Below are 21,021 nucleotides of genomic sequence, written 5' to 3'. Positions count from 1 at the left end.
TCGCCTCGGGAACCGAGACTCCACGGGGGCTGCTGCGGAAGCGTGGGTGACTGATGGGCGGCGTGATCTTCCTCCCCGACGGGCGTGACTGGTCGGTGTCCTCGTCGGTGTTCGCGTGGGTCGTCGAGGCGCTGGCCGACCGCGCGCAGGACCCCGGGCTCGCCGGGCACCTGCGGACGATCGCGGACCACAACCTCGGGAGCCTCGCGCTCGACGACGTCCCCCCGTGGCAGCGCGCCGAGCTCGCCGCGCTGATCCGCCAGCTCCCGTGGGTCGCGCGGGCGGCGCTGCCCGTGACGTCGGCGCGCGACACGGTCGTCGCGCAGATCACCGAGCTCGCGGAGCTGGTCGAGCAGCAGGGCTGACGGCGGCCTCGCCCGGCGCTCGCCGTCCGTGCCAGGGTCGGTGCGACGGTCACCACCCGGCGCTGGAAGGAACCGCATGGACCTCACGGAGCTGCAGGCGCGGGCACGCGCCGTCCGGGCGCGCTACGCGGACGTCGAGCGGGCGGCCTACGGGCGGAGCTGGACCACCGAGGAGCTCATGCTCGGCTTCCTCGGGGATGTCGGCGACCTCGCGAAGCTCGTGCAGGGCAAGGCCGGCGTGCGCCCGCGGGCGGACCTCGACGAGGCCCTCGCGCACGAGCTCGCCGACTGCCTGTGGTCGGTCCTCTCCCTCGCCGACGCGTACGGGGTCGACCTCGAGGCGGCGTTCACGTCGACGATGGACGGGCTCGACGCGCACCTCGCGGCGCGGCAGGCGGAGGGGTCATGACGCGGTTCGTGGTGGACGCCGGTGCCGTGCTGCGGATCGCGGCGGACGGCGTCGCGGTCGGGGACGGGCACGAGCTGCTCGCGCCGACCCTGCTGCGCTCCCAGACGCTGTCCGTCCTGCACGAGGCGGTGCACCGCGGCGACCTCGCGGCCGACGTCGCACGCGAGCGGCTGCGGCTCGTCGGGCGGCTCCGGATCCGGCTGCTCGGGGACGCCGTGCTGCGGCGCGCGGCGTGGGACGTCGCGACGGAGCTCGGCTGGGCGTCGACGTACGACGCCGAGTACGTGGCGCTGACCCGGCTGCAGGGTGACGCGCTCCTGACGACGGACGCGGGGTTCGCCCGCCGGGTCGAGGGCGTCGTCCGCGTCGCGTCGCTCGACGAGCTAAGCGCGCGGGACTGACAGCTCGGGCCGTCAGGTCGCGTGCCGTGCGCCCGGAGACGGCTGGCCGCGCGGTCGTGCGTCAGGCGCTCGCCGACCGCTCCTCCGCGGCCGCGAGGTCCGGGAACAGCCGCGCGAGGGCGGCCCGCGCGTGCTGCACGGCGAGGTCCTTGGCCTTCGCCTCGAGCATGATGTCGAGGGGGCCGGGCGCGCTGCGGAGCAGGTCGACGAGGTCGAAGGGCGAGATGAAGTCGGCGTGCGGCGTGAGCTTCGGGGCCACCGGGACGTGCTCGGTCCGCCGCGTCCCGGGCACCTTGCGGTCGACGAGCTCGAGGTCGACGCGCGGGCTCGACAGGTGCACCTTGGGCCGCACGTCGGGCGCCCACGTCCGGTAGGTCGCGGCCAGCGCGTCGGCGGGCGGCAGGTCGACCGAGCCGGCCGTCGCGCGGTGATGGTGGTGGTCGTACGCGATGCGGACTCCCGTGCGGCGGTGCAGCTCGAGCACGTCGGCGACGCCGAACGGCCCGTCGTCGTTCTCGAGCGCGAGCCGGGCCTGGGCGCTCGGCGACAGGGTCTCGAAGGCGCGCGCCCAGCGGTCGAGAGCGGAGGGCCGGTCCCCGTAGAGGCCGCCCACGTGGACGACGACGGCGGCCTCGGGGCCCTGCCCGAGCGCGTCGAGCAGCGCGGTGTCCTGCTCGAGGTCCGCGACCGACCGTGCCGTGAGCCCGGGGTCCGCGGAGTTGATCACCGTGTACTGACCGGGGTGCGTGGACAGGCGCAGCCCCTGCGCGCGGGCCCGGGCGCCGAGCGCGTCGAGCCGCTCACGGCACTCGTCGAGCTGGCGCCGGTAGTGCAGCTGCGGGAGGTCCGGGTGGGTGCCGTAGGGGATCGTCTGGCTCGACAGCCGGAACACCGTGACGTCGATCGCCCGCAGGTGGTCGAGCACCGCGTCGAGCAGCTCGAGCGAGCGGGACAGGTGCGGTCCGCTCTGCCAGCGCCGGGCGTCGGCGGAGGCGAGGCCGCCCGCGCCGAGCACCTTCACGGGGAAGCCGAGGCGGTAGGGGAAGGTCACCGGTCCATCGTCGGTGCGGCGCCCGGGGTGCGCGCGCCGGCGGGCCGGACCCCGAGGAGCCCGGCCCGCCGTGCCGACGTCCGTCGGACGACCGCGCGGTGCGGCCGGTCAGCCCTCGGCGAGGATCGTGTCGATCTGGCCCATCGCGCCGGTGAGGCCCTCGACCATGCCCATCTCGACGAGCTGCTGCATCTGCTCGGCCGACTGGAAGCTCGACGTCACCGTCATGCGCGTGCCCTCGGGGATCTCCTCGAGCACGACCTGCGCGCGCGTCGTCGGCATCGAGTCGTTCGGGGTGCCGTCGTCGTCGGCGAAGCCGTCCTCGAACGCGAGCGACCACGGCTCGTCGACCGAGTCGAACCGCCACCAGCCGTGCGCCTTCTCGCCCTCGGGGCCGGTCATGTAGTACGTCGCACGCCCGCCGGTGGTGAGGTCGTGGTCGACGAACGTCGCCGGCCACGTCGGCGGTCCCCACCAGCGCTCGAGCTGGCGCGGGTCGGACCAGAGCTGCCACACGCGCGCGGGCGGGGCGGCGAGGTCGGCGACGATGCTGAGGCTCAGCGCCTCGTCGTCCTTCGTGGTGCTGACGACCGTCATCGGACGTCTCCTTCGGGTGGGAGGGCGAGGAGGTCGTCGATGCGCCCGATGCGGCCGCGCCAGAGCTCCTCGTAGACGTCGAGCAGCCGCACGGCTGCCCGGATGGTGCCGATGTCGCCGCGCACGATCTGCTCGCGTCCGCGACGCTCCTTGCTGACGAGGCCCGCCCGTTCGAGGACGGCGACGTGCTTCTGCACCGCCGCGAAGCTCATCGCGTAGCTGCGGGCGAGCGTCGAGACCGAGGCCTCGGAGCCCATCACCCGCTGCACGATGTCGCGGCGCGTCGCGTCGGCGAGGGCCCCGAAGAGGCGGTCCACGTCGTCGTCGTCCGGCCGACCTACAACCATAAAGTTGTACGTTAGCCGCCGACGGGGGCGAGCACAAGGGTCGGGGAGCAGCCTGCGGACGCGCAGGTCACATGTTCATCAGGCTGCCGGGGTCGTCGTCGCTGCCGACCTGCGGGAACGACCGCGCGTCCTCCTCGGTCGTCTCCTCCTCGGCCAGGATCTCGTCGACCGTGTCGTCCGCCTCGGGCGTGCGGTCGGTGCTCTCGCTCATCGTGACCTCCTCGTCGACGGGGCCGCGGGACGCGGTCCCCTCCCAGGCTAGGCACGCGCCCGGGGCTGCGCCGGTCGGGCTGCCGGCGGGCCCGGCGGTCGGGCTCCCGGTCGAGGCCCCCGGTTCGCAGAGCGGGCCCGCGGGCCGAAACGCATACTGGCGCCATGGCGACGGAGCGGGAGACCTACCGCTACCTGCGGCTCGCCACGATCGTGCTCCTCGTGATGCTCGCGGCGGCCGTGGTGGGCCAGGCGGTCGCGGCCGGCTGCTGGCAGACGTCGATCAGCGCCTACTACTGGACGGCCGCGCACGGGGCCGTCGTCGGGGCGCTCTGCGCGCTCGGCGCCTGCCTCGTCGTGTACCGCGGGAGCTCCGACACCGAGGACGTCGTGCTCGGGATCTCCGGGTACCTCGCGTTCGTCGTCGCGATGGTCCCGGTGCGGCCCGAGCCGCTGTGCGGGGGCCCTGGGCTGCCGGTGTGGGACGTCAGCGCGAGCGTGCGCAACAACGTCGGCGCCGTGCTCGTCGCCGCGGCGCTCACCGAGCTGCTGACCTACCTGATCGGGCGCCGCGCGCGCCCGCGGCGCGACCTCGACGGGCCCGGGCGGTTCTGGCGGTGGGTCAAGTGGGCGGTCCTCGTGGCCGTCGCCGCGGCGTACGTGCTCGCACCCGAGCAGCTCGAGCAGCACGGGCACTACGGGGCGGCGCTGCTGATGTTCGCGGGCATCGTCGTCGTGGTGGTCGCCAACGCGTTCTCGTCGCGGCGCGAGGAGCCGTCGTCGCGGTTCTCGACGGCGTACTGGGTCGTGGCGGCGTCGATGGTGCTGACGCTCGTCGTCGAGCTCGCGCTGCGGCAGGGCGAGGCCGGCGCCGAGCGGGGCGTGATCGTCGTCGAGGCGCTGCTCGTGCTGGAGTTCGCGGCCTTCTGGGCGGTCCAGACCGTCGAGCTGTGGGGCTACCCGACGCGGACCGCGCGGGTGCAGAGCCGCCGCGCCCAGGCGCTCGCCCCGGGCGCCCCCGCCGCGGACCGCGCCGGTCACCTCACGCCGGCGCCGCACGGCGGCTGAGCCCGCCGGCTGGTCCCGGCGGCTGTCGACGGCCACCGCGCCGCGCCGCACGGCCGCCGCGCCGCGCCGCACGGCCGCCGCGCCGCGCCGCATCGGTCGCGCTCGCGCCCCTCGTCGGGCATCGTGCAACGTGTGACGACTCACCCGAACGGGTCAACGGAGACCACGTCCGCGCCCGGCTGCCCGGTCCGCAAGCTCACCCGTCCGGACGACGCCGCGCTGCCCGCCCTCGAGCTGAGCGCCGCGGGCGCCGAGCCGCGCTGGGTCGTGCGGACGTTCGACGTCGCGCGCGAGGTGCTGCGTGCCTCGGAGGGCGTCCGGCAGGCGGGGTTCGGCGGCGACCGGATCCACCGGGCCGGCCCGAGGATGCGGCCGCCGATCCTCTACCTCGAGGGCCAGGACCACCACACGCAGCGCCGCGCGGCCGCCCGGCTCTTCGCGCCCAAGGTCACCGAGGACTACCGCGACATGATGGACGAGGTCAGCGAGCGGCTGGTCACGACCATCGGGACGCGCCGCCCCGTCGACCTGAGCCGGCTGTCCCTGCTCATGGCGGTGCACGTCGCCGGGCGGGTCATCGGGCTCACGAGCTCGTCGGTGCGCGGCATGAGCCGACGCCTCGACGCGTTCTTCGCGGGCGACTCGACCGAGAAGGTCACGGACCTGGGCTCGCTCGTGCGGTCGCTGCGCCGCAACTCGGCGCTCGCGCGGTTCCACTGGTTCGACGTCCGGCCCGCGATCCGCGCGCACCGCCGCCGCGCCGCCGCCGGGGCACCCGGACCGGACGACGTGATCTCCCAGCTCGTCGAGCAGGGCTTCAGCGACCTCGACATCCTCACCGAGTGCGTGACGTACGGCGCCGCGGGCATGGCCACGACGCGCGAGTTCATCACCGTCGCCGTCTGGCACCTGCTCGACGACCCGGCGCTGCTCGCCCGCTACCGCGCGGCCGGGCGGGACGAGCGCCTCGCAATCCTCGACGAGACCCTCCGGCTCGAGCCCGTCGTCGGGCACCTGTACCGCCGGACCACGGCGCCGCTGACGCTTGCGGGTCCGGACGGGCCGGTCGACCTCCCCGAGGGCACGCTGATCGACGTCGACATCCGCGCGGTCAACGCCGAGCACGCCGTCGTCGGCGACGACCCGCTCGGGCTGTGCCCCGGCCGCGACCTGCCGCGGGGCGTGCCCGCGACCCTGATGAGCTTCGGCGACGGCCACCACCGCTGCCCGGGAGCGCCGCTCGCGATCATGGAGACCGAGGTCTTCGTGACCGCGCTGCTGCGCCGCGACGTCGTCGCCGACGGGCCGCCGAACGTCCGGTGGAACGAGGTCACGCAGGGCTACGACCTCGACCGCTTCCTGGTGCGCGTCCGGGGCTGAGCCCTCGGACGGCTCCCCGGCGGGCGCGCGCACCGCGCACCGGGGGCCGCCGCTCCTCAGCCCGCGTCGAGCACCTCGCGCAGCCGCCGCGCGAACGCCTCCGGCTCCTCGACGAACCCGAGGTGGTCGCCCGGGAAGAGCACGGGCTCGGTCCCCAGCCGCTGCGCGAGCGCCGTCGACGTCAGGTCGCACACCTGCCCGGTCGAGCCCTCGCCGAGGCCCACGACGACGCGCGGCCCGCCGGTGCGCAGCGCCTCGACGTCCGGCTCCCACAGCGCCGTCCCGCGCAGCTCGTGCAGGAAGAACCGCCGCTCGTCGGCGACCTCCTGCGGGTCGCGCTCGGGGAACCCGTCCTCGGGCTCGGGCTGCGCGCCCGACGGGCCGTGCTCCCCGGCCTCGTCGATGTTCGCCTCGGCGAGGAACAGCGCCCACGCCGCCCCGGGCCCCTCGGCGAGGTAGGTCGCGACCATGTGGTCGAGTGCCTCGCGGCGGCGCTCGCGGTCGTCGAGGAGCTGCTCGAGCGGCGGCTCGTGCGCGACGACGGTGCGCACCTGCTCCGGGTGCGCCTGCGCGAGCGCGAGCACCGTCACGGCCCCGCCGCTCGAACCGAGGACCGCCGCGGGCCCGGCGCCGAGGTGGGCGAGGATCCGGGAGAGGTCGTCGGCGCGCAGCTCGGGCGTCGAGTCCTGCTCGGGGTCGTCGAGCGGGCTGCGGCCGATGCCGCGCGGGTCGGTCGTGACGACGGTGTGGTCGACCGCGAGGAGCTCGGCGATGGGCACGAACGCGTCCGCGCCCATCGGCGCACCGACGAGCGCGACGACCGGCCCGGCGCCGCGGACCTCGTAGTGCAGCCGCACGCCGGGGGCGTCGAGGGTCCCGGTCGTCACGGTGCCCGCCGGGGCGTCGGCGGGGTTGGGGGTCGGGGTGTCGGTCGGGGTCGTGGTCACGGGGTCCTCCGGGGCGTCGACGGTGCGGGTCGGAGGGTGGACCGGCGTGCGGCGCGTAACTGAGCGACGGTGCGCCGCTGGCCCGGCCACCTCGCGCCCCGGGCGTGCGCCGTCGAGGTCGTCCGGGTCCGGCGCTCCGCGGGTGCCTCCGCCGCGGGGCCACCGCGCGCCTCTCCGCCCCGGCACCCCCGCGCGCCTCTCCGCCCCGCCCGACCGGTTCAGTACGGTATGTCCGCTCGGGACACCACGGGGGATCGACGGAAGACGGCGGATCATGCGGATCGCGGGGAGCTCGAGGTTCGACGCACGACCGGTGGTGACGCGATGAGCGTCGTGACGGTCGCCGTGCTGCTGGGCATCATCGTCCTGCTGCTGCTGAGGTCGCGGCAGGTCCGCGGCGAGATCGCGGTGGTGTGCATCCTGTTCGGGCTCGTGCTGGGGGCGACGCCCGCCGGGCCTGCGGTGCGCCAGTTCCTGGAGTTCATCGGGAACTGGATCTGGAACCTGCTGCAGTCGTGGTGACGGCGGCCTGACCCGGCGCACGCGCCCGCGGGCCGAGCGCACCGTCTCGGCGCACGGTGCCGGCGCGCGGTCAGGTCGGGGGCAGGCCCCGGTCGTCCGGGAACAGGTCGCGGTCGACGTCCGCGCGCGGTCCGCGCTCGCGCCGCCGGGAGACGTGCCCCTCGTCGGCGGGCCACCGCTCGCGGACCCGTCGACCCTCCTCGGCGGGGAGCCGCTCCCCGGTGCGCCGTCCCTCCTCGGCGGGCCGGTGGGCGTCGCGGGCCCGGCCCTCGTCCGCGGGCCACCGCTCGTCGCGCCGGTCGTGCGCGGGCGGGCCGTCGTAGCCCGCCTCGCCGTCGCGGTCGTCGTCCCACACCGACCCGCGCTGCCCGTCCCACGGCGCGTCGGCCTCGGGGTCCCACGCCTCCGCGCCGTCGCGGCGGTGCGCCCGCCCGCTCGTGCGGCGCACTCGACCGCCGGCCCGCCAGCTCGCGCGCGGGAGGCGCTGCACGATCCCGCTGCCGGTCGCCTCCGAGCCGACGTGCAGCAGGTGCAGGTCGGACGTGTGCGCCGGGTTGGCCGGCTGGGCGCGCACGAGCAGCACCGCACCGCGCCGGGGCCGGTCGTGCCAGAACCACGCGTCGCGCGAGGCGCCGTCGGCCGTCTCGACGAGGCACCGCGAGCCGTGCGTCGCGGTCTGCTGCACGCGCCGGACGCGCACGAGCTCGATCCCGGGCGCCTCGCTCGCGGCGACGGCGTCGTCGTGGATCCGGGCGAGCTCCGCGCGGCGCTCCTCGCCGCCGAGGACCCACCACCGCCGCGGCCCGAGCCGCCACCACGTCCACACCCACGCGGTGACGAGCACGAGGACGGCGAGCACGGTCACGACGGTGAGCACGCCGTGCAGCGGCCCGGTCGACAGGAGCGTGAGGACGAGGGCGACCGCGGCGACGCGGGGCGCCCAGCGCCGCGCGAGCCACAGGTGGTCGTCGGTCAGCAGGTCGTCCGTCGCGGCGACGGCGACGCGGACGCGCGCGCCCTGCTGGCGGAGCGCCGCGGCGCCGGGCCCGACGACCGCCCGCACGCGTGACGTCGACGACGGCCCGGCCGGCGTGCCGGGCCCGCCCGGGCCGGCCCCGTCCGCCCGCGCGTTCCCGGCCCCGCGCGACGCGCCCGGCCGGATCGACAGCCGGGGGACGCCCGGACGGCTGCGGGTGCGCGGCGTGCCGGCGCCGCGCGGGGTGATCAGCCGGTCCTGTCGGCGCGGTCCCCACCCCGGCACGTGCGGGGTCGGGAACTGCTCGGGTGCGGGGTCCGCCTCGGGCGTCGCGGGGCGGCCGATGCGCGCGTCGCCGTTGAGGTGCGGCTCGGCGGTCTGGAGCGTCGGCCCGGGCAGCGGAGCCCAGGGGGGCGCCCCGTCGGCCTGCGGGTCCGGGGTCGGGACGTCGCGCGTCGCGCACACCGGGCAGTCCTCACCGGTCCCGGGCGGCGCGAGCAGGACGTGGTGACCGCAGCGCGGGCACGGGTAGGCCATGCGCGCACGGTAGTGCGCGCGGGGCGGTTCGTCCCGGTTTCGACACCGCGAGCCCGGCGCGCGCGCCGTCCGGCCGCCCCAACGATCCGGGGGCGGGGTGCGTTCTTGAGGGTGAGAGTGCTGCGCGCGGACAGCGCACGGTGCGGGGCCGAGCCGGCTCCCGGCTGGGCTCGGAGTCGGCAGCGAGCAGAGCGGGCGCGAGCCGTCGCGTCCCGCACCCGGACCGAGCACGGAGGTCCGCACATGACCCGCACACCCGTCCGTCGCCTGGTGCGACGTGCCGCCGTCGCCGCGGCCGGGGCGGTGGTCGTCCTGCTCGTCGGCGTGCCCGCGACGCACTGGGCGCTGGCGGCGTCGCCGGTCCCGACCAGGACGGGCCCGAGCCCGGTCGCGGTGTCGTCGCCGAGGCCGTCGACGTCCGGACGGCGGACGGTCTCCGCGTCGGTGACCCGCTCTCCGCGGTCCACGCGGCGCACCCGGACCTCCGCGGCCCGGGCAGCCGCACCCCGCCGGCCCCGTCGGCGCCCTACTTCTCCTCGGTGGGGGAGTTCCCGGTCTCGTACGCGTTCGTGACCGAGGGGACCGACCCCGGGTCGCCCGTGACCACCGTCCTGTCCGGGTGGGACTGCGGGGAGTGACCTCGCCGGCACGTGGCCCTCGTGCGGGGCGTGCGCCGGGCCGACCCGGCCGCGACCCGCGCGAGCTCCACGGCGCCCAACGGTTCGAGGACCTGGCGTTGTCGGTGGTGACAGGGTCGCGCGACGAGAGGACGTCCGGTGGCGGGGTGGAAGCCGGACCTTCGACGACGTGCACGCGGCCGAGGCGTCCCGCACCCGCGTGCGCGCTCAGGAGCTCAGCGCGGCGGTCGGCGGGATCCTCGCCGCTCGGACGGCGGGGTACAGGCCCGCCCCCGCCCCGACGAGCACCGTGGCGGCGACCGCCGCCCCCAGGACCGACGGCGGCAGCGCGAGCACCCACCCGTGGGCGAGCGTGAAGACCACGGTGACCCCGAGGCCCAGCAGCGCACCGCCGACGCCCCCCACGAGGGTCAGCAGGACCGCCTCGGCGAGGAACTGCGCCCGCACGTGCGCACGCGTCGCTCCCAGGGCGCGTCGCAGCCCGATCTCGCGCCGTCGCTCGAGGACGGACACGATCATCGTGTTGGCGACCCCCACGCCCCCCACCAGCAGGGCCACCGAGCCCAGGCCGAGGAGGAGCCCCGAGAACGTGCTGTCGGCCGCGTACCGCGCGGCGAGCGCGTCGGAGGGCCTGCTGACCGTGACCTCCTCGGGCGCGGCAGGGCTCACGGTCGCGGGGAGCAGCGCCCGCACGTCCGCGACGGACTCGTCGGTCGAGCGCTCGAACACGGTCGACGGGCTGCCGGAGTACCCGAACCGTTCGGTCGCGACGTGCTCCGAGACGAGCGCCGACGGGTCGAGCTCCGGTGCGAGCGCGACAGGGGCGAGGACGCCGACGACCGTGAACGGCTGCCCGGCGAGGACGACCTGGCTCCCGACCCGAGTGACGCCGAGCCGGCGGGCGGCGTCGTGGCCGAGGACCACCGTCGGGAAGGCGTCGGTCGCGGGACCGTGCCACCGGCCCGCGGCGAGCTGTCCTCCCGTGACGTCCAGGAGGGCCTGGTCGGCGGCGAGCACGCTGATCCCGTTCGTGTTGCGGGGGTCCACGTGCTCGCTCCGGTACACGGTGAGGTCGTCGAGCCGAGCGACCGAGCTCGCGTCGAGCACCCCGGGGAGCCGGCGGACCTGGGGCACCGTCTCGGGCGGCAGGACCGCGTCCCGCCCCGCGAGGGTCTGACCGGGGGTGATGGTGAGCAGGTTCGTGCCGAGCGTCGCGAGCTGCTGGGCGAACCTCGCCTCGCTCGACGTCGAGATGCCGACGACGGCGACCATCGCGCCGATGCCGATGGCGATCCCCAGCGCAGACAGCACCGCCCGGGCGGGCCGTGACCGCAGTCCGGCGACGCCCAGGCGGAGCACGTCGCGGGTGAGCAGACGGGACGGACGCCGGTCCTTCATGCGGGGGCTCCTTCGGTGGTCGACACGTCGGCGAGCAGTCGCCCGTCCTGGAGCGTGACCTGGCGGGGCAGGCGTGCGGCGAGCGCCGGGTCGTGGGTGATGACCACGAGCGCGGTCCCCGCGCGGTGAAGGTCGAGCAGCAGCTCCAGGATGGCCGCCCCGTTGGCGCTGTCGAGGTTCCCCGTCGGCTCGTCGGCGAGCAGCAGCGCGGGGCTGCCGACGACGGCGCGGGCGATCGCGACGCGCTGCCGTTCGCCGCCGGACAGCTGGTTCGGCCGGTGCCGGGCCCGGCCCGCGAGCCCGACGAGCTCGAGCGCGTCGAGGGCCCGCTGCCGCCGGGCACGGAGCGGGGTCCCCGTGTACAGCAGGCCGTCCGCGACGGCGTCGACCGCGCCGATCCCCTCCGTGAGGTGGAACTGCTGGAAGACGAAGCCGATCCGGTGCGCACGGAGCGCGGAGAGGTCGTCGTCGTCGAGCGAGGCGACGTCGGCGCCGTCGACGACCACCTGGCCGTGGCTGGGACGGTCCAGCGTCCCGAGGAGGTTCAGCAGCGTGGACTTGCCCGACCCCGACGGGCCGACGACGGCGACCGCCGCGCCGGCGCCGATGCTCAGGGTCACGTCGTCGAGGGCGCGGACCGGCGGGTGCCCGTGGTCCCGGGTCACCCCACGCAGCTCGACGAGGGGCGGGAGCGGCGTTCCGGACGTCGCGGTCATGCGGGGACCACCACGTCGTCACCCTCGTGGAGGTCACCCGCGGTGATCTCCACGAAGCCCTGGACGAACGACCCGGTCTCGACGGGCACCGGGACGATGCCGGCCGCCGTCCTCTTCTCGACGCCGAACCCGCCGCCGGGCAGGGCGAGGAGCGCGGTCACGGGAACCGCGAGCACCCCCTCGTGCACGCCTCGCTGGAACACCACGGTCACGGAGATGCGTTGCAGGTCGCCTGCCGCACCGGGGTCGTCGAGCGTCAGCCCGACCAGGATCACGTGCGTGGTGTCGCTGCCGCTGGTGACCTCGGTGGGGGAACCCACGGAGGCGATCGCGCCGGGGACGTCCGTACCGCCGGGCAGGCGCACGGTGACCCGAGCCCCCTGCTGCGCCACGCGCTGGTCGGCGACCGGGAGCTCCACCGTGACGACGCGGCCCGGGCTGGTGAGCGTGAGCACGTCCGCTCCCGGCCCCACCTGGTCACCGAGGGCCGCGGTCACGGCGCCGACGCGGCGCGGCGACGGCACAAAGACGACGCGCCCGAGCTCGACCTGCCCGGTGCGGGGCAGACCGAGCGACTCCTGCCAGTCACGGACCGCCTCGCGTGTCCGCCGGTCGAACCGGGAGTCGGGCTCGCCGCCGAAGAACCCCAGCGCGCGCAGGTTGTCCTCGAGCTGCGTGACGTCCGGCCCCTCGCTCATCGAGACGTCGAAGGCGCGCCAGGCCGGGAGGGTCCCGAGCAGGAGCACCACCGGGGTGTCGTCGACCCGGAACAGCGAGCCCCCGCGATCGACGACCGTCCCGATCGCCGGCAGGCCCGTGAGCACGCCGCCGATCCCGCTGCTCGTGGGCTGCGGCTCGCCGAAGTCGAGGACGCCCGGCACGGTGACGGCGTCCACGAGGTCCTGCCGCGTGACCGTGTGGGAGCCGGTCGTGACCGTCTCGGGCGCCGCGTCGTCCCGCCCGTCGGTCCCCGAGGCCACGGCGAGCCCGGTCGCCGTACCGCCGAGCGCCGCGACGGCGACCAGGGCCAGCGCGATCCGTGTCCTGCGTCGCGCGCTCACTCGGCGGGAACCGAGTCCGGGGCGTGCGTGCCGCACGCGTCGATGGCTTCCTCGGTCACGTCCGCGGGCATGCCGAGGCCGGTGCCCGGCTCCGGGTCGGCGACGTCGAACCCGTGCTCGCGCAGGCACGCGGCCAGGGCGAGGAGCTGCTCGTGCTGCTCGTCCCCGGCGTCACCGCCCGGCGACTGCGCGCGGACGGGGGACGGGCCGAGCTCCTCGACGCAGGCCGCCTCGGCCGCCTGCCGTTCGGGCGTCTCGTCCTGCGGGGCGCTCGCCACCGTGCCGCCGTTCGCGCTGGGGTCCTCCATGTCGATGCCGTGGCCCCGCATGCACTCGGCGAAGTCGAACGCCCACTGCATGGGGTCGGACGTCGAGGAGCCGGCGCCCGTCTCGCTGCTGCGCTCCGGGGTCGGGTCGGTGGACGCGCACGCCCCGAGCGCGAGAGCCAGCAGCGGGACGGCGAGCAGCGCGCTCAGCCGGTCAGGGGTCCGGTGTCCGATGATCATGTGACGGGTCCTCTCCTCCGGCGCCCCGCTCGTCGGGCCGCTCGCCGACCATTCGCAGGCACCGCGTGTCATGAGGACGTGAGCGAAAACGCTGACGTTCTCGTAATCCCCGGTCTGCTTCACTCGGGGTGCTGCACGGTCGGTGCGGGTGCCGGGGGAAGGAGGACGGATGCGGGTGCTCGTCGTCGAGGACCAGGTGTTCCTCGCCGAGGCGGTGCAGACGGCGCTCCGCAGGGAGGCGATCACGGCGGACGTCGCCCACGACGGTGACGACGCGCTGGCGGCGCTCGAGGTCGTCGACTACGACGTCGTCGTCCTCGACCGGGACATCCCGGGGACGCACGGCGACGACGTCTGCCGCGTCCTCGCCGGCCGCGAGGGGAGCCCGCGCGTGCTCATGCTCACCGCGGCGACGCGGCTCCACGAGAAGGTGTCGGGGTTCGAGCTGGGGGCGGACGACTACCTCGCGAAGCCGTTCGAGATGGCGGAGCTCGTCGTGCGCCTGCGCGCGCTGCACCGCAGGAACGGCCCCGCCCTGCCCCCGGTCCTGGACATCGACGGGCTCGCCCTCGACGCCTTCCGCCGGGAGGTGTACCGGGACGGGCGTCTCGTCCGGCTGTCGCGCAAGGAGTTCGCCGTCCTCGAGGTCCTGATGCGCGCGCGCGGCGGTGTGGTCAGCGCGGAGTCGCTGCTGGAGAAGGCCTGGGACGCGAACGCCGACCCGTTCACGAACGCCCCGCGCGTGGTCATCAGCGTGCTCCGCCGCAAGCTCGGGGAACCGTCGGTCATCACCACCGTCGCGGGGACCGGGTACCGCATCGAGACGGGCGCCCGGTCGTGAGCGGGCGGCCCGCCTGGCGGCGGCTCGGGACGGTGCGGGTCCGCTTCGCGCTCGTCTACGCCGCACTCCTGGCCAGCACGGGGGGCGCGCTCGTCGGCCTGTTCCTCGCCTACATCCGCCTCGCAGGGCTCGTGCAGGTCGGCACCCGGCCCCGCGAGGCGACGGGAGCGGTCACCGCCCCGGTCGAGCCCCCGGTCGTCGAGGCGGAGCCTGCCGACCCGCTGATCAGCCTCGTCGTCTTCGTCGCGCTCGCGGTGCTCGTGATCGTGACGGCGATGTGGATCGGGTGGCTCGTCGCCGGCCGGCTGCTCCGTCCGCTCGACACGATCAACGCCACCGCCGTGCTGATCGGGCAGGGCGACCTCTCGCGCCGGGTGCAGCTGACCGGACCGGACGACGAGTTCGCCAACCTCGCTCGTGCCCTCAACGCGATGCTCGACCGCCTGCACCGGTCGCTCGACGCGCACCGCCGCTTCGCCGCGAACGCGTCGCACGAGCTCCGCACGCCCCTCGCGACGAACAAGGCGATGCTCTCCGTCGCGCTCGACGACCCGGCCGACACCGACTTCCTCGAGCTCGCGCGCCGCCTGCGGCTGACGAACCAGGAGAGCATCGACACGGTCGAGGCGCTCCTCGACCTCGCCGAGACGGAGGACAGCACCGTCGGGACCGACGCGCTCGACCTCGCTCCGCTCGTCCGGCGTGAGCTCGACGCCGCCCGGCAGGAGATCGAGCACCGGGGGGTCACCGTCACCTCGGACCTCTCCCGGGCGCCGACGACCGGGAGCCGGGTCCTCTGGGCGCGGTTGATCGCCAACCTCGTGCAGAACGCCGTCAAGCACAACCATCCGGGCGGCGAGATCTGGCTGGCGACGGGGACGGCCGAGGGTGGCGCCTACCTCGACGTCGAGAACACCGGGAGCACCATCCCGGCGGACCTCGTGCCCACGCTCACCGAACCGTTCGTGCGGACGCGAGGGCGGACGCAGACGAGGGCGGACGACAGCCGCGGCCTCGGCCTCGCGATCGTCGCCTCCATCGCCGCCGCGCACCGGGCCCGTGTCGAGGTCACCGGGCGGGACGGCGGCGGGCTCCGGGTCACCGTCCGGGCGGAGCGGCACGGCAGGCATGCCGCGACCGCGCAGGTGCTGACCTAGTCGAGGGGGCAGCACGTCTCGACTCGGACGAGCATCTCCGCAGGTCAGGTCGCTGCCGGCGGTCTACAGCCACAGCCGTCCTGCTGGAAGGGGAGGCACGCCCTTCGGAACCGAGCCGTACGCGAGGTGCGGCACGCGACGGCCGCGACCCCAGCGCGGTGAGGGACTCGAGCACGGGGGCCGCTCCGGTCGCGCCTCACGGGCACGGCTCACCGGCGCACCGGGCGGCGACCCGCTCGAACGCCGCGACCATCGGGCGCGCCTCGCCCTCGCGGTGCACGAGCGCGACGTCGCTTCGGACCCGCGCCTCGGGCAGCGCCAGGCAGCGGACGTCCGGGCCGGCGATCGTGCGCACGCACTCGGGCGCGATCGTGACGCCGAGGCCCGCGCCGACGAGCCGCAGGATGGTCAGCCAGTGGCTCGCCTCGTGCGCGACGGCGGGCCGGAAGCCGCGCTCCTCGCACAGGCTCAGCGGCTTCTCGAACGCCCGCGCGCCGGCGCTGCGGGGCGGTCCGACGAACGGGTCGTCGCGCAGCGCGAGCACCGACGCCTCGGCGGCGGTCGCCGCGGGGTGCGTGGCGGGGACGACGGCGACGTAGGCCTCGGTCAGCAGCGGCGTGGTCACGAGGCCCGGCACGGGGTCGGGGTCGCGGACGACGCCCGCGTCGATGCTGCCGTCGAGCAGGCCGTCGACGACCCGGGCGGTGAACGACTCGTGCAGCCGCAGCTCGACGCCCGGGAGCTCGTCGAGGTGGCGCCGCAGGACCTGGGGCAGCACGGTCATCATCACCGAGCCGACGTAGCCGAGGTGGAGCACGCCGGCCTCGCCGCGCCCGATGCTCCGCGCCTCGCCCACGTCGCGGTCGACGTTGCGCAGCGTGCGCCGGGCGCGGTCGAGGAACGCGTCGCCGGCAGGGGTCGTGCGGACCGAGCGGGACGTGCGGGTCAGCAGCGGGCAGCCCACGGCGGCCTCCAGCTGACGGATCGCCTGCGAGAGCGGCGGCTGCGCCATGTGCAGGCGCTGCGCGGCCCGGCCGAAGTGGAGCTCCTCAGCGACGGCGACGAAGTAGCGCAGGTGGCGGAGCTCGATGTCCATACGCCCAGCATCTCAGTCGAGACGAACAAGATCCTGGACGTGTCGCCGGGTGCCCGCTGTGATGGACCCATGGACCTCACGATCCGTCCGCTCGCCACCGCGGACGACGCCACGGCCTTCCGCACGCTCAACGAGGAGTGGATCACCCGCCACTTCACGCTCGAGGACGAGGACCGGCGCCAGCTCGACGACCCGTTCGGCGTCATCGTCGAGCCCGGCGGCGAGGTGCTCGTCGCCGAGCTCGACGGCCGCGTCGTCGGCTGCGTGGCCCTGCGCCCGGCGGCCGACGGGGTCTACGAGCTGTCGAAGATGGCCGTCGACCCGGCGCTGCGCGGCCGCGGCGTCGGCCGGCGGGTCATCACCGCGGCCGTCGAGCGCGCCCGATCGCTCGGCGCCACGTCGCTGTTCCTCGGCAGCTCGACGCGGCTCGCGCCCGCCGTGCACCTCTACGAGTCCGTCGGCTTCACGCACGTCCCGCGCAACGAGATCGACATGCCCTACGAGCGCGCGGACGTGTTCATGGTGCTGCGGCTCGACCGGGCGGCGTGAGCCCCCGCGTCACAGGCTCGTCGCCGTCCGCACGAGGCCCGCGACGCCGCGCGAGCGGCTGTGCGGCGGCCACGCGATCACCGTCGTGACGGCGGGCGCGTCGAGCACCGGGACCGCCGCGACGTCGCCCCGCACGAGCGTCACCGCGGACTCGGGCACGATCGCGCACGCACGGCCGAGCGCGATGAGCTGGAGGAGCTGCGCGTGGTCGTGCGCGGGCGGGCCCGGGCCGTCGGCGTAGGTGCCGTCCGCGGCGGGCCAGCGCGGCAGCGGCAGCCCGGGCAGGTCGCTGACCTCGGCCGTGAGCACGTGCGGGCGGGTGGTCAGCGGGTGCCCGGCGGGCAGCAGCACGACCTGGCCCTCGGTGCGCAGCTCCTCGACGTCGAGCCCGGCGACGTCGTCGAACGGCAGGTGCAGCAGCGCGACGTCGGCCCGGCCGTCGCGCAGCACGCGGGACTGCTCGCCGATGCCGCTCAGCAGGACCTCGACGGGCACGGCGTCGGGCTCCGCGGCGTAGGCGTCGAGCAGCTTCGCGAGCAGCTCGGTCGACGCGCCCGCCTTGGTCGCGAGCACCACGCCGGGCGTCCCGGTCGTCGCGTGGGCGGCGCGGCGGGTGCGGCGCTCGGCGGCCTCGACCGCGTCGAGCACCGCGCGGCCCTCGTGCAGCAGCGCCTCGCCGGCCTCGGTCATCGCGACCGCGCGGCTCGTGCGCTCCAGCAGGGTGACGCCGAGGCGGCGCTCGAGCTGGCGGATCGCGCGCGACAGCGGCGGCTGGGCCATGCCGAGGCGCTCGGCCGCACGCCCGAAGTGCAGCTCCTCGGCGACGGCGACGTAGTACCGGAGCTCGCGGGTCTCCATGCGGCCAGCGTAACCGGGCGCGGCGGCATCGATACCTCCGGGGTATCGGTCGTACCCAAGCGGTATTGGACCGTGCTGAGGCCCGACGCCCAGGCTGACTGCCATGAGCGAGAAGACGACAGCGCTGGTCACCGGCGCGAACAAGGGCATCGGGTACGAGATCGCCGCGGGCCTCGGGGCCCTCGGCTGGCGCGTCGGGGTCGGCGCGCGCGACGACCGCCGGCGCACGGACGCCGTCGAGAAGCTGAGGGCCGCGGGGGTCGACGCGTTCGGCGTCCCGCTCGACGTGACCGACGACGCGAGCGTGGCGGCCGCCGCCGCGCTGGTCGAGGAGCACGAGGGACGGCTCGACGTGCTCGTCAACAACGCCGGCATCACCGGCGGCGGGCCGCAGGAGCCGACGCAGGTCGAGCCCGCGACGATCCGCGCGGTCGTCGAGACCAACGTCATCGGCGTCGTCCGCGTGACGAACGCGTTCCTGCCGCTCCTGCACCGCTCGGCGTCGCCGCGCGTCGTCGTCATGTCGAGCAGCGTCGGCTCCCTCACGCTGCAGAGCACTCCCGGCGCGGACACCGGCCCGATCTCCGCGGCGTACTCGGCGTCGAAGACGTTCCTCAACGCCGTCGTCGTGCAGTACGCCAAGGAGCTTGCGGGGACGAGCATCCTGATCAACGCGGCGTGCCCGGGTTTCGTCGCGACCGACCTCAACGGCTTCCGCGGCACGCGCACGCCCGAGCAGGGGGCGCAGGTCGCGCTGCAGCTCGCGACCCTGCCCGACGACGGGCCGACCGGCGGGTACTTCAGCGACGCGGGGCCGATCCCCTGGTGAGGCGGGCGCCGGCCGCCATGGCCGATCGGGTCCGCCCGGACCCAGACCTGGGGGACACGTCCTACCGGCTGACCGAGTCCAGCACCTCGGCGAGCTCCGCCGGTCGGCTCACCATCGGCCAGTGCCACGTCGGGAGCTCGACGTAGGTCCAGTCGCCGTCGACCATGTGCGCGAACACCGGTGCGTGCGGCGCCATGTGCTGCAGCTGCTCGAGGCTGAAGCTGCACAGCACGCCCGTCCGTGGCAGCCGTTCCCAGGCGCCGGTGAGCGCGACCGGTTGGGTCGCGGTGAGCCACGGCTGCGGCTGCGAGCCCTCGACCAGCGCGGCGACGGCAGCGTCGTCGACCTCGGGCACCTCGGCGGCGAGCAGGGCCCAGGGCGGCGGCGGGAGCTTCCAGCCCTCGCCGTGCGTCCTGACCAGATCGTCGTTGGCCGCGCGCGCGTCGGGTCCCTCGAAGTCGGCCTGTGCCATGCCGTCCGGCAGGGGCCCCGTGTCGACGTAGACCAGACGCGCCACGCGCTCGGGCACGCGGTCCGCCGCACCGGTCGTCACCAGGGCGCCGTAGCTGTGGCCGACGAGCACGACGTCGTGCAGGTCCTGCTGCTCGAGCAGGTGCACGACGTCGTCGATGTGGGCCGTCAGGTCGGTCTCGGGCGAGGCGAGGTGGGCGCGCTCTCCCATGCCGGGAAGGTCGACGGCGTGGACGACGTGGCCGCGCGCACGCAGCGAGTCGGCGACCGGCTTCCAGACCCGGGCGCCGAGCCAGAAGCCGGGGACGAGGACGTAGGTGGTGGTGTTCATGACGGCCACGCTAGGTTGGAATGTGGACAGGAACCGCCCGGTATGCCGAGCCTGCGCCACGGCTCTTCTCCAGGAGCGCCGAGGGCGGCCGTGACCCGCCCGACCGCTCGCGTGCTGGCCATGCTGGAGCTGCTCCAGACGGGCGGGCAGCGCACCGTCGGCGATCTCGCTGCCCGGCTCGGGGTCGACGAGCGCACGGTCCGGCGCTACGCCGAGCACCTCGCCGACCTCGGCATCCCCGTCCAGGCGCAGCGGGGCAGGTACGGCGGCTACCGGCTCTCACCGGGCTACAAGCTGCCGCCCCTGATGCTCACCGATGACGAGGCCGTCGCCGTCGTGCTCGGCCTCAGGGCCGCAGAACGCGCAGGGCTCGCCACCACCGATCACGCAGCGGCGGCGAGCGCGCTCGCCAAGGTGTCGCGTGTGCTGCCGCGGGCCCTGGGCCAGCGGCTCGACAGCCTGCTGTCCACCGCACAGTTCACGAGCCCGGTGCGGGCCACCGCTCCCGCCGGCGCCGACACGCTGCTCGGTCTCGCCTCGGCTGCACGAGCGCGGCGCACCGTTCTGGTCGAGTACACCGCCTGGGACGGGCGGGAGTCGCAGCGTGCGCTCGATGTCTACGGCTTGGTCTTCCACTCCGGTCGGTGGTACGTCACCGGACGTGACCATGGCCGCGACGACCTGCGGACCTTCCGACTGGACCGCATCGCCTCGGTCACGCAGGGCGACGGCTCCTACGACGTGCCGGCTGACTTCGACGCCACGACGCAGGTCGTCTCGGGCATCGCCGCGGTCAGGTGGTCGCACGAGGTGTCCGTCGTGCTGCGGACCACCCTCGCGGACGCGGGCGCTCGACTGCCCCCGAGCGTGGGACGGCTGAGTGAGCACGCCGACGGTGTGCTCCTGGAGACGCGCGCCGAGCACCTCGACGGCATGGCCCGCATGCTGGCCGGGCTCGGCTGGGACTTCGAGGTGATCACCCCGAGCGCTCTGCGCGACGAGGTCCTCGCCCTGTCCGACCGCCTCCGAGCCAGTGCGGCGCGCGGCGCCTCCGCTCTCGCAGCCGCCCGTGACCCGCAGGGGAGAGACACGCCCTAGGAGGTGTCTCCCCTCTCTCGGCGCAGATGTCAGCGGCGACCGCGCGCAGGGAGTAGCCGGAGCCCGGTCCCACGAGGTGACGGACGAGGCAGAATCCGAACCTGCCGGACGGAACTGCCGGACGGAACTGCCGGGCGGAACTGCCGGTACCGGTCGTCGGCTGGCGGTGACACGACGTCTGCGCAGGTCAGGGCGATTTCGAGTGGCCGAGCCCATGGCCGCCTCCGGGGCAGAGGACACATCATCGCGCTGCCCTAGGTTGTCGCTGACATCACATCCGCGCATCAACGACGACAATCGGGGAACGATGAAACGACGGCTCGTATTGGCCGCAACTCTGGCCGTATCTCTCTTCGGATTGACGACCGGCCTCGGCGCACCGGTGCAGGCGGTGCAGCCGGCGCAGTGCAGCTCACCGTCCGGAGCTGCCGAGACCGACCCGGGCGCCAGCACCGGCTCGTTGCCGGAGACGGTTCCGGGGCCGGACACCAGCGGCGACCTGTCACTGGAGACGGACGAGGGCACGGACCCGAGCACCGAGCCGGCGCCCGCGACGGAGGAGGGCACGGACCCCACCACCGAGCCGGCGCCGGCGACGGAGGAGGGCACGGACCCGAGCACCGAGCCGGCGCCGGCGACGGAGGAGGGCACGGACTTCGCCG

The 21,021-nt window shown here is 75.4% G+C and carries 24 protein-coding genes and 1 pseudogene; 12 read left to right on the top strand and 13 right to left on the bottom strand.

The annotated features are described in order from the left end of the window. Positions 1–53: 53 nt before the first annotated feature. From CCE01nite_RS05855 to CCE01nite_RS05845, 3 genes are all read left to right on the top strand, one after another. Positions 54–365, top strand: a complete 312-nt coding sequence (locus tag CCE01nite_RS05855) for a hypothetical protein (protein WP_034635126.1) — start codon at positions 54–56, stop codon at positions 363–365. Positions 366–441: 76 nt separating this feature from the next. Next, positions 442–774, top strand: a complete 333-nt coding sequence (locus CCE01nite_RS05850) for a MazG nucleotide pyrophosphohydrolase domain-containing protein (RefSeq protein WP_034635119.1) — start codon at positions 442–444, stop codon at positions 772–774. Then, positions 771–1,175, top strand: a complete 405-nt coding sequence (locus CCE01nite_RS05845; RefSeq protein ID WP_034635117.1) for a type II toxin-antitoxin system VapC family toxin — start codon at positions 771–773, stop codon at positions 1,173–1,175. Before CCE01nite_RS05850 ends, CCE01nite_RS05845 begins: the two co-directional genes overlap by 4 nt. A gap of 61 nt (positions 1,176–1,236) precedes the next feature. Here CCE01nite_RS05845 and CCE01nite_RS05840 read toward each other — a convergent pair whose 3' ends face one another. From CCE01nite_RS05840 to CCE01nite_RS21225, 4 genes are all read right to left on the bottom strand, one after another. Then, the gene (locus CCE01nite_RS05840; RefSeq protein WP_052104493.1) at positions 1,237–2,226 is read right to left on the bottom strand and encodes an apurinic/apyrimidinic endonuclease family protein; all 990 of its coding nucleotides are present in this window, start codon (positions 2,224–2,226) and stop codon (positions 1,237–1,239) included. Between the two features lie 108 nt (positions 2,227–2,334). Beyond that, positions 2,335–2,823: an SRPBCC family protein gene (locus CCE01nite_RS05835; RefSeq protein WP_034635115.1), complete on the bottom strand. Its 489-nt coding sequence runs from the start codon at positions 2,821–2,823 to the stop codon at positions 2,335–2,337. Beyond that, on the bottom strand, positions 2,820–3,170 hold the full coding sequence (locus CCE01nite_RS05830; protein WP_034635113.1) for an ArsR/SmtB family transcription factor: 351 nt from the start codon (positions 3,168–3,170) through the stop codon (positions 2,820–2,822). The genes CCE01nite_RS05835 and CCE01nite_RS05830 overlap by 4 nt, the downstream gene beginning before the upstream one ends. Positions 3,171–3,237: 67 nt before the next feature. Then, on the bottom strand, positions 3,238–3,381 hold the full coding sequence (locus tag CCE01nite_RS21225; protein WP_157464227.1) for a hypothetical protein: 144 nt from the start codon (positions 3,379–3,381) through the stop codon (positions 3,238–3,240). Positions 3,382–3,545: 164 nt separating this feature from the next. Here CCE01nite_RS21225 and CCE01nite_RS05825 point away from each other — a divergent pair, with 164 nt between their 5' ends. Further along, complete coding sequence (locus tag CCE01nite_RS05825) at positions 3,546–4,448, top strand: hypothetical protein (protein ID WP_052104492.1); 903 nt, start codon at positions 3,546–3,548, stop codon at positions 4,446–4,448. Between the two features lie 132 nt (positions 4,449–4,580). Beyond that, positions 4,581–5,828, top strand: coding sequence for a cytochrome P450 (locus tag CCE01nite_RS05820; protein WP_246056345.1), 1,248 nt, complete (start codon positions 4,581–4,583; stop codon positions 5,826–5,828). Between the two features lie 56 nt (positions 5,829–5,884). Here the strand turns inward: CCE01nite_RS05820 and CCE01nite_RS05815 are convergent, their stop codons facing one another. Beyond that, on the bottom strand, positions 5,885–6,775 hold the full coding sequence (locus CCE01nite_RS05815) for an alpha/beta fold hydrolase (protein ID WP_246056344.1): 891 nt from the start codon (positions 6,773–6,775) through the stop codon (positions 5,885–5,887). Between the two features lie 324 nt (positions 6,776–7,099). On the opposite strand from CCE01nite_RS05815, the gene CCE01nite_RS05810 reads away from it, so the two are divergent. Next, positions 7,100–7,297, top strand: coding sequence for a hypothetical protein (locus tag CCE01nite_RS05810; RefSeq protein WP_141372073.1), 198 nt, complete (start codon positions 7,100–7,102; stop codon positions 7,295–7,297). 70 nt (positions 7,298–7,367) lie between these two features. Here the strand turns inward: CCE01nite_RS05810 and CCE01nite_RS05805 are convergent, their stop codons facing one another. The 5 genes from CCE01nite_RS05805 to CCE01nite_RS05785 form a co-directional block, all read right to left on the bottom strand. Beyond that, positions 7,368–8,810, bottom strand: coding sequence for a hypothetical protein (locus CCE01nite_RS05805; protein WP_141372072.1), 1,443 nt, complete (start codon positions 8,808–8,810; stop codon positions 7,368–7,370). A gap of 845 nt (positions 8,811–9,655) precedes the next feature. Continuing rightward, positions 9,656–10,846 (bottom strand): ABC transporter permease, encoded by a 1,191-nt coding sequence (locus CCE01nite_RS05800; RefSeq protein WP_034634333.1) that lies wholly within the window; start codon positions 10,844–10,846, stop codon positions 9,656–9,658. After that, positions 10,843–11,562: an ABC transporter ATP-binding protein gene (locus CCE01nite_RS05795; protein ID WP_034634331.1), complete on the bottom strand. Its 720-nt coding sequence runs from the start codon at positions 11,560–11,562 to the stop codon at positions 10,843–10,845. Before CCE01nite_RS05795 ends, CCE01nite_RS05800 begins: the two co-directional genes overlap by 4 nt. Then, positions 11,559–12,623 (bottom strand): efflux RND transporter periplasmic adaptor subunit, encoded by a 1,065-nt coding sequence (locus CCE01nite_RS05790; RefSeq protein WP_052104416.1) that lies wholly within the window; start codon positions 12,621–12,623, stop codon positions 11,559–11,561. Before CCE01nite_RS05790 ends, CCE01nite_RS05795 begins: the two co-directional genes overlap by 4 nt. Next, positions 12,620–13,129, bottom strand: a complete 510-nt coding sequence (locus tag CCE01nite_RS05785; protein ID WP_052104415.1) for a hypothetical protein — start codon at positions 13,127–13,129, stop codon at positions 12,620–12,622. The genes CCE01nite_RS05790 and CCE01nite_RS05785 overlap by 4 nt, the downstream gene beginning before the upstream one ends. Before the next feature lie 169 nt (positions 13,130–13,298). Between CCE01nite_RS05785 and CCE01nite_RS05780 the strand changes: the two genes are divergently transcribed. Next, positions 13,299–13,970 (top strand): response regulator transcription factor, encoded by a 672-nt coding sequence (locus tag CCE01nite_RS05780; protein ID WP_034634330.1) that lies wholly within the window; start codon positions 13,299–13,301, stop codon positions 13,968–13,970. Next, positions 13,967–15,127 carry a sensor histidine kinase gene (locus CCE01nite_RS05775; protein WP_034634328.1) on the top strand — a complete coding sequence of 387 codons (1,161 nt, stop codon included), beginning with the start codon at positions 13,967–13,969 and terminating at the stop codon, positions 15,125–15,127. The genes CCE01nite_RS05780 and CCE01nite_RS05775 overlap by 4 nt, the downstream gene beginning before the upstream one ends. A gap of 196 nt (positions 15,128–15,323) precedes the next feature. On the opposite strand, the gene CCE01nite_RS05770 is transcribed toward CCE01nite_RS05775, so the two are convergent. Further along, positions 15,324–16,223 carry a LysR substrate-binding domain-containing protein gene (locus CCE01nite_RS05770; RefSeq protein ID WP_034634326.1) on the bottom strand — a complete coding sequence of 300 codons (900 nt, stop codon included), beginning with the start codon at positions 16,221–16,223 and terminating at the stop codon, positions 15,324–15,326. 69 nt (positions 16,224–16,292) lie between these two features. Here CCE01nite_RS05770 and CCE01nite_RS05765 point away from each other — a divergent pair, with 69 nt between their 5' ends. After that, entirely contained in the window at positions 16,293–16,772 is a 480-nt protein-coding gene (locus tag CCE01nite_RS05765) for a GNAT family N-acetyltransferase (RefSeq protein WP_034634325.1), read from the top strand. Positions 16,773–16,781: 9 nt separating this feature from the next. Here CCE01nite_RS05765 and CCE01nite_RS05760 read toward each other — a convergent pair whose 3' ends face one another. Next, complete coding sequence (locus CCE01nite_RS05760; protein ID WP_034634324.1) at positions 16,782–17,630, bottom strand: LysR family transcriptional regulator; 849 nt, start codon at positions 17,628–17,630, stop codon at positions 16,782–16,784. Between the two features lie 103 nt (positions 17,631–17,733). On the opposite strand from CCE01nite_RS05760, the gene CCE01nite_RS05755 reads away from it, so the two are divergent. After that, a complete protein-coding gene (locus tag CCE01nite_RS05755) occupies positions 17,734–18,459 on the top strand; it encodes an SDR family NAD(P)-dependent oxidoreductase (protein WP_034634321.1) in 726 nt (241 codons plus the stop codon). A 61-nt stretch (positions 18,460–18,520) separates the two neighbouring features. Here CCE01nite_RS05755 and CCE01nite_RS05750 read toward each other — a convergent pair whose 3' ends face one another. Then, complete coding sequence (locus CCE01nite_RS05750; protein ID WP_034634319.1) at positions 18,521–19,261, bottom strand: alpha/beta fold hydrolase; 741 nt, start codon at positions 19,259–19,261, stop codon at positions 18,521–18,523. Positions 19,262–19,303: 42 nt separating this feature from the next. Between CCE01nite_RS05750 and CCE01nite_RS05745 the strand changes: the two genes are divergently transcribed. Both CCE01nite_RS05745 and CCE01nite_RS22350 read left to right on the top strand, forming a co-directional pair. Continuing rightward, positions 19,304–20,359, top strand: a complete 1,056-nt coding sequence (locus tag CCE01nite_RS05745) for a helix-turn-helix transcriptional regulator (RefSeq protein WP_345968997.1) — start codon at positions 19,304–19,306, stop codon at positions 20,357–20,359. Between the two features lie 259 nt (positions 20,360–20,618). Continuing rightward, positions 20,619–21,021: pseudogene (locus tag CCE01nite_RS22350) on the top strand (hypothetical protein); the annotation flags it as partial.

This window comes from Cellulomonas cellasea, assembly GCF_006538745.1.
In the GTDB taxonomy this organism is placed as follows: domain Bacteria; phylum Actinomycetota; class Actinomycetes; order Actinomycetales; family Cellulomonadaceae; genus Cellulomonas_A; species Cellulomonas_A cellasea.
Note: the sequence above shows the minus strand (reverse complement) of the source record. Positions and strands in the feature narration are given on the sequence as shown.

Excerpts from the sequence above, each read along its gene's own strand:
- CCE01nite_RS05855 (WP_034635126.1), top strand. The coding sequence starts at position 54 with ATGGGCGGCGTGATCTTCCTCCCCGACGGGCGTGACTGGTCGGTGTCC.
- CCE01nite_RS05850 (WP_034635119.1), top strand. The coding sequence starts at position 442 with ATGGACCTCACGGAGCTGCAGGCGCGGGCACGCGCCGTCCGGGCGCGC.
- CCE01nite_RS05845 (WP_034635117.1), top strand. The coding sequence starts at position 771 with ATGACGCGGTTCGTGGTGGACGCCGGTGCCGTGCTGCGGATCGCGGCG.
- CCE01nite_RS05835 (WP_034635115.1), bottom strand. The coding sequence starts at position 2,823 with ATGACGGTCGTCAGCACCACGAAGGACGACGAGGCGCTGAGCCTCAGC.
- CCE01nite_RS05830 (WP_034635113.1), bottom strand. The coding sequence starts at position 3,170 with ATGGTTGTAGGTCGGCCGGACGACGACGACGTGGACCGCCTCTTCGGG.
- CCE01nite_RS21225 (WP_157464227.1), bottom strand. The coding sequence starts at position 3,381 with ATGAGCGAGAGCACCGACCGCACGCCCGAGGCGGACGACACGGTCGAC.
- CCE01nite_RS05825 (WP_052104492.1), top strand. The coding sequence starts at position 3,546 with ATGGCGACGGAGCGGGAGACCTACCGCTACCTGCGGCTCGCCACGATC.
- CCE01nite_RS05810 (WP_141372073.1), top strand. The coding sequence starts at position 7,100 with ATGAGCGTCGTGACGGTCGCCGTGCTGCTGGGCATCATCGTCCTGCTG.
- CCE01nite_RS05805 (WP_141372072.1), bottom strand. The coding sequence starts at position 8,810 with ATGGCCTACCCGTGCCCGCGCTGCGGTCACCACGTCCTGCTCGCGCCG.
- CCE01nite_RS05800 (WP_034634333.1), bottom strand. The coding sequence starts at position 10,846 with ATGAAGGACCGGCGTCCGTCCCGTCTGCTCACCCGCGACGTGCTCCGC.
- CCE01nite_RS05795 (WP_034634331.1), bottom strand. The coding sequence starts at position 11,562 with ATGACCGCGACGTCCGGAACGCCGCTCCCGCCCCTCGTCGAGCTGCGT.
- CCE01nite_RS05785 (WP_052104415.1), bottom strand. The coding sequence starts at position 13,129 with ATGATCATCGGACACCGGACCCCTGACCGGCTGAGCGCGCTGCTCGCC.
- CCE01nite_RS05780 (WP_034634330.1), top strand. The coding sequence starts at position 13,299 with ATGCGGGTGCTCGTCGTCGAGGACCAGGTGTTCCTCGCCGAGGCGGTG.
- CCE01nite_RS05770 (WP_034634326.1), bottom strand. The coding sequence starts at position 16,223 with ATGGACATCGAGCTCCGCCACCTGCGCTACTTCGTCGCCGTCGCTGAG.
- CCE01nite_RS05765 (WP_034634325.1), top strand. The coding sequence starts at position 16,293 with ATGGACCTCACGATCCGTCCGCTCGCCACCGCGGACGACGCCACGGCC.
- CCE01nite_RS05760 (WP_034634324.1), bottom strand. The coding sequence starts at position 17,630 with ATGGAGACCCGCGAGCTCCGGTACTACGTCGCCGTCGCCGAGGAGCTG.
- CCE01nite_RS05755 (WP_034634321.1), top strand. The coding sequence starts at position 17,734 with ATGAGCGAGAAGACGACAGCGCTGGTCACCGGCGCGAACAAGGGCATC.
- CCE01nite_RS05750 (WP_034634319.1), bottom strand. The coding sequence starts at position 19,261 with ATGAACACCACCACCTACGTCCTCGTCCCCGGCTTCTGGCTCGGCGCC.
- CCE01nite_RS05745 (WP_345968997.1), top strand. The coding sequence starts at position 19,304 with ATGCCGAGCCTGCGCCACGGCTCTTCTCCAGGAGCGCCGAGGGCGGCC.